Source organism: Psychrobacter sp. 1Y4 (assembly GCF_051847555.1).
The window spans coordinates 1-616 of the sequence record NZ_JBPYDE010000786.1 but is presented as its reverse complement, the minus strand read 5'-3'; the positions used below and the strand labels follow the sequence as shown (position 1 = coordinate 616).

General features: G+C 47.1%; 1 protein-coding gene. It reads right to left on the bottom strand.

Features of this window, described 5'->3' with window-relative positions; all coding sequences use genetic code 11:
- The coding region (locus tag ACS8FC_RS18880; protein WP_459112989.1) for a phosphopyruvate hydratase family protein at positions 1-616 on the bottom strand (616 nt) is incomplete at both ends.

Genomic DNA, 616 nt, shown 5'->3' with positions numbered 1-616 from the left:
ACTGACGCGCCAGCCCAACGAGATAGTCTGAGAACCCTTGGCTATCAAAGGCTTTATTACCTTCGCCTGCCAAGACGTATTGACCGTTCTTGTAAAATTCACTAGCCGCACAATCTAGCGCAAGATGGATATCTTCGCCAGCTTTATAACCGACTTGCTCAATCGCTTGCATAATGACCGTGATGGCTTCTTCGTTACTACGTAGGTTCGGTGCAAAACCACCTTCATCGCCGACAGCGGTATTTAAGCCTTGTGATTTCAACACAGACTTTAAGCTGTGGAAAATCTCTGTTCCGGCACGCAGCGCTTCTGAAAAGCTGGTAAAGCCAACTGGCTCAATCATAAACTCTTGAATATCAACGGTATTGTCCGCGTGCTCGCCACCGTTTAGAATGTTCATCATTGGCACAGGCATGGTCAACGACGTCTGATTACGCAAGTTAGCAATATACTGATGCAATGGCAGATTCTGTGACTTGGCAGCCGCTTTGGCAGTTGCAAGTGACACTGCTAGCATAGCATTCGCACCAAGGCTCTCTTTGTTTTCTGTGCCGTCTAGCGCAATCATGGCATCATCAATACCCTGCTGTTCAGTCACATCTTTATCAATCAAAGC